The sequence below is a fragment of the Streptomyces corynorhini genome, assembly GCF_003346515.1.
GTDB lineage: Bacteria > Actinomycetota > Actinomycetes > Streptomycetales > Streptomycetaceae > Streptomyces > Streptomyces corynorhini.
Genome location: NZ_QQNA01000244.1, coordinates 22886 through 31937, shown reverse-complemented (window position 1 = coordinate 31937; position 9052 = coordinate 22886). Strand labels below are relative to the sequence as shown.

The window sequence follows — 9052 nt, the reverse complement described above, 5'->3', positions numbered from 1 at the left end:
GCGGGGCCGCTGGCGGCGCTCGCCGGGGTCGTCTCGCCCGAGCCCGTGCTCGGTGCCGGGCTGCTCGGGCTCGCGCGGGCCGTCGCCGACCGGTACGCGGGGAGCCTCGCCGACGTGCTGCAGCTCGCGGTCCCGCCGCGTAACGCGCGGGCCGAGGCGAAGCCCTCCCCCGAGCCGCTGCCGCCGCCGGACGCGCCGGACGCGGGGACGTGGGAGCGGTACGTGAACGGGGCCGCGTTCCTCGGCGCGCTCGCCGGGGGCGGCGCGCCCCGTGCCGTGTGGACCGCCCTCCCGGGGCCGCACTGGGCGGCCGAACTGGCGCGTGCCGTCGCGGCGACCCTGGCGTCCGGCCGCGGCGCGCTCGTCGTCGTACCGGACGGGCGGAGCGCCGCCCGCGTCGACGCGGCCCTCACCGCGCTGCTCGGCGAGGGGCGGCACGCGCTCCTCACCGCCGAAGCCGGGCCCGAGAAGCGCTACCGGCAGTGGCTCGCGGTCCGGCGCGGCTCGGTGCGCGCCGTCGTCGGCACCCGCGCCGCGATGTTCGCGCCCGTACGGGACCTGGGACTCGTCGCCATCTGGGACGACGGCGACTCCAGCCACAGCGAGCCGCACGCACCCCAGCCACACGCCCGCGAAGTGCTCGTCCTGCGCGCGGCGCACGACAAGTGCGCCTTCCTCGCGGGCGGTACGGGGTGCACGGTCGAGGCCGCCCAGCTCGTCGCCACGGGCTGGGCCCTGCCCCTGGTGGCCGCCCGCGACCAGGTGCGTACGGCCGCGCCGCTCGTCCGCACGATCGGCGACGGCGAGTTGGCGCGCGACGAGGCCGCGCGCGCCGCGCGACTGCCCAGCCTCGCCTGGCAGGCCGTCCGGGAGGGGCTCAAGAGCGGTCCGGTGCTGGTGCAGGTGCCCAGGCGCGGCTATGTTCCCCGGCTGTCCTGCGAGCGCTGCCGCACCCCGGCCCGCTGCCGGCGGTGCGCCGGGCCGCTGGAGGCCCCGCGCGAGGGCGAGCTGCGGTGCGGGTGGTGCGGCAGCGAGGAGACCGGCCGGTGGCACTGCCAGGAGTGCGGCGGCTTCCGGCTGCGCGCGCGGATCGTGGGGGCCCGGCGCACGGCGGAGGAGCTGGGCCGCGCGTTCCCCGCCGTCCCCGTCCGTACCTCCGGACGCGATCATGTGCTCGACTCCGTACCGGGCCGCCCCGCGCTCGTGGTCAGCACCCCCGGCGCCGAGCCGGTCGCCGAGGGCGGATACGCGGCGGCGCTGCTCCTCGACGGCTGGGCGATGCTCGGGCGGCCCGATCTGCGGGCCGGGGAGGAGGCGCTGCGGCGCTGGCTCCACGCCGCGTCCCTGGTGCGCGGCCAGAGCGAGGGCGGCACCGTGGTCGTCGTCGCGGAACCGACGCTGCGGCCGGTGCAGGCCCTGGTGCGGTGGGATCCGGTGGGGCACGCGCGGCGCGAGCTGTCGGAGCGGGCCGAACTCGGCTTCCCGCCGGTGTCCCGGATGGCGGCGGTGCTGGGGCCGCTCGACGCCGTCGGCCCGTTCCTCGCCGAGGCCGAACTCCCCGCCGACGCGGAGGTGCTGGGGCCGGTTCCGCTGCCGGTGGAGACTCCGGTCCGTGGCGCCGCCGGGGCCGGGGGAGCCGGGGCGCGGGCGCGTCGGCCCGGCGATCCGCCCGTGGGGGAGCGCTGGGAGCGGGCGTTGGTCCGGGTGCCGCCGGGGAGCGGGGCGGCGCTGGCCGCGGCGCTGAAGTCCGCGCGGGCGGTGCGGGGTGCGGCGGGTGTGCGCGGTGGCGCGGGCGGTGCGGGTGGTGCGCTCGCGCAGGTCAGGATTCGGATCGATCCGGCGGATATCGGCTGAGCGCGCGCGGTGTGCGTCGGGCGGTGTGCGCCGCGTGGTGTGTGCCGGGCGGTGTGCGTCGGGCGGTGTGTGCCGGGTGGTGTGTGCCGGGCGGTGTGCGCCGCGCGACGCGTCGATCCGCGGGGCCGGGGCGCTCAGGAGACGGGTGTCCGGACGCTGTGCCGTCCGGACAGGCGCCTGCCGCGCCCCGGGCCCAGGACCGTCAGCCTCCTCGCGGGCCGGGGAACGCCGTGGGGCGCGGGTCGTCCCTGAGCGTGTGCGCCGTCGCCGCCGGTTGCGGCGGCATGGAGCGGGCGGCCGGGACCACCGGGGTGGCGGCCGGCAGCGGCGGGCGGGGCGCCGCGGGGTCCTGGGCGCGCTCCGCGTCGGCCGCCACGGGCTGCTGCGCGGCCCGCCGCGTCCCGTAACGCCGGTGCACCGCCTGCTTGGTGACCCCCAGCGCCGACCCCACCGCGTCCCACGAGAAGCCCAGCGAGCGGTCGAAGTCCACCGCGGCGGTCACCAGGGTCTCGACGCTGTCCCGCAGCTCCTGGGCGAGTCGTACGGTCGGGGCGGGCGCCCTGCCGTAGACGACGAATCCAGTGGAGGGGCCCGAACGTCGCGGGCGGTAGACATTGCCCAACTGGGCGGTGAGCGTGCGCAGTGCGTCCACCTGCCGCCTGACCCGCTCGATGTCCCGCACCAACAGGTGCAGACTTGCTCGGGCTTGTGCGTCGTGGGTTGCGTGGTCGGCCATGAACAAGCCTCTCGAACCGGCGTTGAAAAGGAAGGGCCGCACCGGTGCGGCCCCCTTGGTCAATCTCCCTTGACAACGCGCCACCTGGTGATCTGGTCACGCTGCGGGGGCGTATGCGCATATGCGCGGGGCGCACAGGCCGTCGTACGCCCCCTGTCACGCGGGCCGGAGTGCCGACTCCGCTCCGTCCGGGTCCCGACCCCGCTCCGTCTAGACTGATGGGCCGTTCCGTGACCGCTCGCGTCAGCCCGCAGTACGTACGAGAGGCAGTCAGCCACCGATGAAGCTCGTCTTCGCCGGCACCCCCGAGGTCGCCGTACCCGCCCTGGACGCACTCATCGCCTCCGAGCGGCATGACGTCGTCGCCGTCGTCACCCGGCCCGACGCGCCGGCCGGGCGCGGCCGCAGGCTCGTCGCGAGCCCGGTCGCCCAGCGGGCCGAGGAGGCCGGGATCGAGGTGCTCAGGCCGCAGAAGCCCCGCGACGAGGCGTTTCTGGCCCGGCTGCGGGAGATCGGCCCCGACTGCTGCCCGGTGGTGGCCTACGGCGCCCTGCTGCCGCAGGTCGCCCTCGACGTGCCGGTGCACGGCTGGGTCAACCTGCACTTCTCGCTGCTGCCCGCCTGGCGCGGGGCCGCGCCCGTGCAGCACGCCGTGCTGGCCGGTGACGAGATGACCGGCGCGGCCACCTTCCGGATCGAGCGGGGGCTCGACTCCGGTCCGGTGTACGGCGTGATCACCGAGCGGGTGCGGCCCACCGACACCAGCGGCGATCTGCTCACCCGGCTGGCCTTCGCCGGGTCCGGGCTGCTCGCCGCGACGATGGACGGCATCGAGGACGGCACGCTCGAGCCCGTACCGCAGCCCGCCGACGGCGTCTCGCTCGCCCCCAAGATCACCGTGGAGGACGCCGAGGTCGACTGGGCGGCGCCCGCGCTCCGCGTCGACCGGGTGGTCCGCGGCTGCACCCCCGCGCCCGGCGCCTGGACCGTGTTCCGGGGCGAGCGGCTCAAGCTGGTCCAGCTGGGACCGGTGCCCGACCGTACGGAGCTGGCACCGGGCGAGCTGTCCGTCGGCAAGAACAGCGTGCACGTCGGCACCGGCTCGCACGCCACCGAGCTGCTCTGGGTCCAGCCGCAGGGCAAGAAGCCGATGCGCGCCGCCGACTGGGCGCGCGGGGTGCGGATCGCCCCGGGCGAGCGGCTCGGCCGGGCGGACGTAGGCTGAGGGGGATCGACTCTTGGACCGACCGGCATACGGGGGCGACGCCGCCGCCCACGCGCCGGTCGGTCCTCATCTCACCGCGGAGCACCTTTGAACCAGCAGGCCCCTCGCCGTCCCGCCAAGCCGTACCGCCGTCCCAAGAAGGACCCCGTGCGGCTCCTCGCCTTCGAGGTGCTCAGGGCCGTCGACGAGCGGGACGCGTACGCCAACCTCGTGCTGCCGCCGCTGCTGAAGAAGGCCCGCGAGAACCCCGGCTTCGAGACGCGCGACGCGGCCCTCGCCACCGAGCTGGTGTACGGGACGCTCCGCCGCCAGGGCACGTACGACGCGATCATCTCGGCGTGCGTCGACCGGCCGCTGCGCGAGGTCGACCCGCCGGTGCTCGACGTGCTCGCCCTCGGCGCCCACCAGCTGCTGGGCACCCGGATCCCGACGCACGCCGCCGTCTCGGCCAGCGTGGAGCTGGCCCGGGTGGTGCTCGGCGACGGCCGCGCCAAGTTCGTCAACGCCGTCCTGCGCAAGATCGCCCAGGACGATCTGGAGACCTGGGTGGCACGGGTCGCCCCGCCCTACGACGAGGACGCGGAGGACCACCTCGCGGTCGTCCACTCGCACCCCCGCTGGGTGGTCTCCGCGCTCTGGGACGCGCTCGGCGGCGGCCGGGCCGGTATCGAGGACCTCCTCGAAGCGGACAACGAACGCCCCGAGGTCACCCTCGTCGCCCGGCCCGGCCGCTCCACCGCCGACGAACTGCTGGCGGCGGCGGGCGAGGACTCCGCGCTGCCGGGGCGCTGGTCGCCCTATGCCGTGCGGCTCGCGGAGGGCGGCGAACCCGGCGCGCTCGACGCCGTACGGGACGGCAGGGCCGGAGTGCAGGACGAGGGCAGCCAGCTCGTCGCGCTCGCGCTCGCCCGCGCTCCCCTGGACGGGCCCGACGCGCGCTGGCTCGACGCCTGCGCGGGCCCCGGCGGCAAGGCGGCGCTGCTGGCCGCGCTCGCCGCCGGGAGCGGTGCCCGCGTCCTCGCCGCCGAGAAGCAGCACCACCGCGCCCGGCTCGTGGAGCGCGCGCTCGCCGGGAACCCCGGCCCGTACCAGGTGATCACCGCCGACGGCACCCGGCCACCCTGGGCCCCCGGCTCCTTCGACCGGGTCCTGGTCGACGTCCCCTGCTCCGGCCTCGGCGCGCTGCGCCGCCGTCCCGAGGCGCGCTGGCGGCGCCGGGCCGAGGACCTGGAGGGCTTCGCGCCGCTCCAGCGCGGACTGCTGCGCGAGGCGCTGGGCGCGGTACGGGTCGGCGGCGTCGTCGGCTACGCGACCTGCTCCCCGCACCTCGCCGAGACCAGGGCCGTCGTCGAGGACGTCCTCAAGGGGCGCGGCGGCCCGGCCGCCGGGGCCGAGTGGATCGACGCGCGGCCCCTGATGCCGGGCGTACCGGCGCTCGGCGAGGGGCCGGACGTTCAGCTGTGGCCGCACCTGCACGGCACGGACGCCATGTACCTGGCCCTGCTGCGCCGTACCGTCTGAGCCCCCGCGGCGGCGGCGAGACGCGCGGATTGGGCGGAGTGCGAGGTATGGGTTCGTACCGACGCCCACCGCGCGGTCGGGAACGCGCCCGGAACATGGCAGGCTTGGCACATGGCCCAGATCAACCCCAGCATCCTGTCCGCCGACTTCTCCCGTCTCGCCGAGGAGGCGAAGGCCGTCGAAGGCGCCGACTGGCTCCATGTCGATGTGATGGACAATCACTTCGTGCCCAACCTGACCCTCGGCGTGCCGGTGGTCGAGGCGCTCGGGCGGGCCACGCAGACGCCGCTGGACTGCCATCTGATGATCGAGGACCCGGACCGCTGGGCCCCGCAGTACGTCGAGGCGGGCGCGGGCTCCGTCACCTTCCACGTCGAGGCGGCGGCCGCCCCCGTACGGCTGGCGCGCGAGATCAGGGCCAAGGGCGCGAAGGCGTCGATGGCGCTGAAACCCGCGACGCCCATCGAGCCGTACGAGGATCTGCTGCCCGAGCTGGACATGCTGCTGATCATGACGGTGGAGCCCGGCTTCGGCGGCCAGGCGTTCCTGGACATCATGCTGCCCAAGATCCGCAGGACCCGGGAGCTGATCTCCAAGCACGGCCTCGAACTGTGGCTCCAGGTCGACGGCGGCGTCTCCGCCACCACCATCGAGCGGTGCGCGGAGGCGGGCGCCGACGTGTTCGTCGCCGGATCCGCGGTGTACGGGACGGACGACCCGGCGGCGGCCGTGCGGATGCTGCGCAACCAGGCGACCGAGGCCACCTCGGCGGCCTCCTGGGCCTGCGGGCACTGATCCGCCGGACAGCTGACCGGCCCCCGGGCCGCCACCCGGCCACGGGAACATGAACAGGGCCTTCACGGGCCGATCGAGGACCGCTGGATCTGACAGGATGAACAGCGAGTCCGGAGTGTGAACAGAAGTGAGGAGATCGCGGTGCCTGGTATGTCGGCAGGTCGGCCGGGGCTGCGGATGGGGCCCGCGGAGCTGGTGCAGGCGGCGGCCATGGCGCGTCGCTTCTACCTGGAGAGCAAGTCCAAGATCCAGATCGCCGAGGAGTTCGGCGTCAGCCGCTTCAAGGTGGCGCGGGTCCTGGAGACGGCCCTGGAGCGCGATCTCGTGCGCATCGAGATCCGGGTTCCCGCCGAACTCGACGCCGAGCGCTCGGACGCGCTGCGCGCCCGCTACGGCCTGCGCCACGCGGTGGTCGTCGAGTCGCCCGCCGAGGGCGAGGACGAGTCCCCCGACCCGGAGAACCTCGGCGAGGTCGCCGCGGAACTCCTCGGCGAACTGGTGGTCGAGGGCGATGTGCTGGGCCTCGCCTGGGGCCGCTCCACCATCCACATGGCCGCCGCGCTCGACCGGCTGCCGCCCTGCACGGTCGTCCAGCTGACCGGCGTGTACGACGCGGGCACCGCGGAGCGCGGCTCCGTCGAGGCGGTACGGCGGGCCGCCCAGGTCTCCGGCGGCGAGGCGCACCCCATCTACGCGCCGATGCTGCTCCCCGACCCGGCCACCGCCGCCGCGCTGCGCGGCCAGACCGGGATCGCGCGCGCCTTCGCGTACTTCGACAAGGTCACCGTCGCGGCCGTCTCCATCGGCTCCTGGGAGCCGGGCATCTCCACGGTCCACGACATGCTCACCGACGAGGAGCGCACGCACTACTCGACGCTCGGTGTCGCCGCCGAGATGTCCGCGCACCTTTTCGACGCCGACGGGCGGCTCGTCGGCCGCGACCTGGGCGAGCGGTGCATCACGGTGGAGGCCGACCGGCTGCGCCGGATACCCGAGGTCGTGGCGATCGCGGGCGGGCTGCGCAAGGCCGAGGCGATCGGCGCCGTCCTGAGATCGGGCCTGGTGACCAGCCTGGTCACGGACACGGCGGCGGCCGACTTCCTGCTGACGGAGTTCACGCCCGCGCCCAAGCCCGCCCTGGAGCGCGCCGACCCCGGCGAGGCGTGAGAGCCGGGGCATGGGAACCGGGGCGCGGGCACCGGGGCGTGAGAACGGGAGCATGAGAGCCGGGGCGCGCCGGTCCTGGCCCGACCGACCGGTCCGCACGGGCCGGGCAGCCCTGGTGGAATCGTACGAGCGCACCCGCTCCGACCTGGAGGTTCGTCCCGGGACCTGTACGCGGCCCCGCATGGGACAATCGAGTACGTGCGTTTTCCCCGGCTCCACCGACCGGGGCAACTCCGATCGACTGGGATGTTCAGCACGTGCGTTTCCTCAATGACCAGCAGCCGCCGTACGACCTGACGTACGACGACGTCTTCATGGTGCCGAGCCGGTCGGCCGTAGGCTCCCGCCAGGCGGTGGACCTCTCCGCGCAGGACGGCACCGGCACCACCATCCCCCTCGTCGTCGCGAACATGACCGCGATCGCCGGCCGCCGGATGGCCGAGACCGTCGCCCGGCGCGGCGGACTCGTCGTCATCCCGCAGGACATCCCGAACGAGGTCGTCACCGACGTCATCTCCTGGATCAAGACCCGCCACCTGGTACTCGACACCCCGATCGTGCTGGCCCCCCTGCAGACCGTGGGGGACGCGCTGTCCCTGCTGCCCAAGCGGGCGCACGGCGCGGGCGTCGTCGTCGACGGAGAGAACCGGCCGGTCGGGATCGTCACCGATCACGACCTGACCGGCGTCGACCGCTTCACCCAGCTCTCCGAGGTCATGTCGAAGGACCTGGTGCTGATCGCGGCGGACATGGACCCGGGCGAGGCGTTCCACACCCTCGACAACGCCAACCGCAAGCTCGCCCCCGCCGTCGACGCCGACGGCCGGCTGGTCGGCATCCTCACCCGTAAGGGCGCCCTGCGCGCGACCCTCTACACGCCCGCCACCGACGCCTCGGGCACACTGCGGATCGCCGCCGCCGTCGGCGTCAACGGCGATGTCGCGGGCAAGGCGGCGCAGCTGCTCGACGCGGGCGTCGACACCCTCGTCGTCGACACGGCCCACGGCCACCAGGAGTCGATGATCGCCGCGGTCAAGGCGGTGCGCGCCCTCGACCCGAAGGTGCCGATCGTCGCGGGCAACATCGTCTCCGCCCGGGGCGTACGGGACCTGGTCGAGGCGGGCGCCGACATCATCAAGGTCGGCGTCGGACCCGGCGCCATGTGCACCACCCGCATGATGACCGGCGTCGGCCGGCCGCAGTTCTCCGCCGTCCTGGAGTGCGCGGCCGAGGCCCGCGCGTACGGCAAGCACGTCTGGGCCGACGGCGGCGTCCGCCACCCCCGCGACGTCGCCATGGCGCTCGCCGCGGGCGCCTCGAACGTCATGATCGGCTCCTGGTTCGCCGGGACGTACGAGTCCCCGGGCGACCTCCAGCAGTCCTCCGACGGCCGCCTCTACAAGGAGTCCTTCGGCATGGCCTCGGCCCGCGCCGTACGCAACCGTACGAGCGAGGAGTCCGCCTACGACCGGGCGCGCAAGGCGCTGTTCGAGGAGGGCATCTCCACCTCCCGGATGTTCCTCGACCCGACCCGTCCGGGCGTCGAGGACCTGATCGACTCGATCATCGCGGGGGTGCGCTCCTCGTGCACCTACGCGGGCGCCAACTCCCTGGAGGAGTTCGCCGAGAAGGCCATCGTCGGCGTCCAGAGCGCCGCCGGATACGCCGAGGGAAAGCCGCTGCACGCCAGCTGGAGCTGACCCCCGCCCCTGCCCGCCCGACCGGGCCGTCGCCACCCGCGACGGCCCGGTCCG

7 protein-coding genes are annotated in these 9052 nt (G+C 75.1%); 6 read left to right on the top strand and 1 reads right to left on the bottom strand.

Annotated features, from left to right (window positions below; all coding sequences use genetic code 11):
* Positions 1–1854: primosomal protein N' (locus tag DVH02_RS26630; RefSeq protein WP_147286132.1), on the top strand; the 1854-nt coding region annotated here is incomplete at its 5' end.
* 202 nt (positions 1855–2056) lie between these two features.
* Here the strand turns inward: DVH02_RS26630 and DVH02_RS26625 are convergent.
* Positions 2057–2590: a hypothetical protein gene (locus tag DVH02_RS26625; RefSeq protein ID WP_114626402.1), complete on the bottom strand. Its 534-nt coding sequence runs from the start codon at positions 2588–2590 to the stop codon at positions 2057–2059.
* 280 nt (positions 2591–2870) lie between these two features.
* On the opposite strand from DVH02_RS26625, the gene fmt reads away from it, so the two are divergent.
* From fmt to DVH02_RS26600, 5 genes are all read left to right on the top strand, one after another.
* Positions 2871–3815: a methionyl-tRNA formyltransferase gene (fmt, locus tag DVH02_RS26620; RefSeq protein WP_114626399.1), complete on the top strand. Its 945-nt coding sequence runs from the start codon at positions 2871–2873 to the stop codon at positions 3813–3815.
* 87 nt (positions 3816–3902) lie between these two features.
* Entirely contained in the window at positions 3903–5336 is a 1434-nt protein-coding gene (locus DVH02_RS26615) for an RsmB/NOP family class I SAM-dependent RNA methyltransferase (protein WP_114626398.1), read from the top strand.
* A 111-nt stretch (positions 5337–5447) separates the two neighbouring features.
* Positions 5448–6131 carry a ribulose-phosphate 3-epimerase gene (rpe, locus tag DVH02_RS26610; protein WP_114626397.1) on the top strand — a complete coding sequence of 228 codons (684 nt, stop codon included), beginning with the start codon at positions 5448–5450 and terminating at the stop codon, positions 6129–6131.
* A 117-nt stretch (positions 6132–6248) separates the two neighbouring features.
* Positions 6249–7298: a sugar-binding transcriptional regulator gene (locus DVH02_RS26605; RefSeq protein WP_199566422.1), complete on the top strand. Its 1050-nt coding sequence runs from the start codon at positions 6249–6251 to the stop codon at positions 7296–7298.
* Between the two features lie 236 nt (positions 7299–7534).
* Entirely contained in the window at positions 7535–8998 is a 1464-nt protein-coding gene (locus tag DVH02_RS26600; RefSeq protein WP_114626395.1) for a GuaB1 family IMP dehydrogenase-related protein, read from the top strand.
* Positions 8999–9052 lie beyond the last annotated feature (54 nt).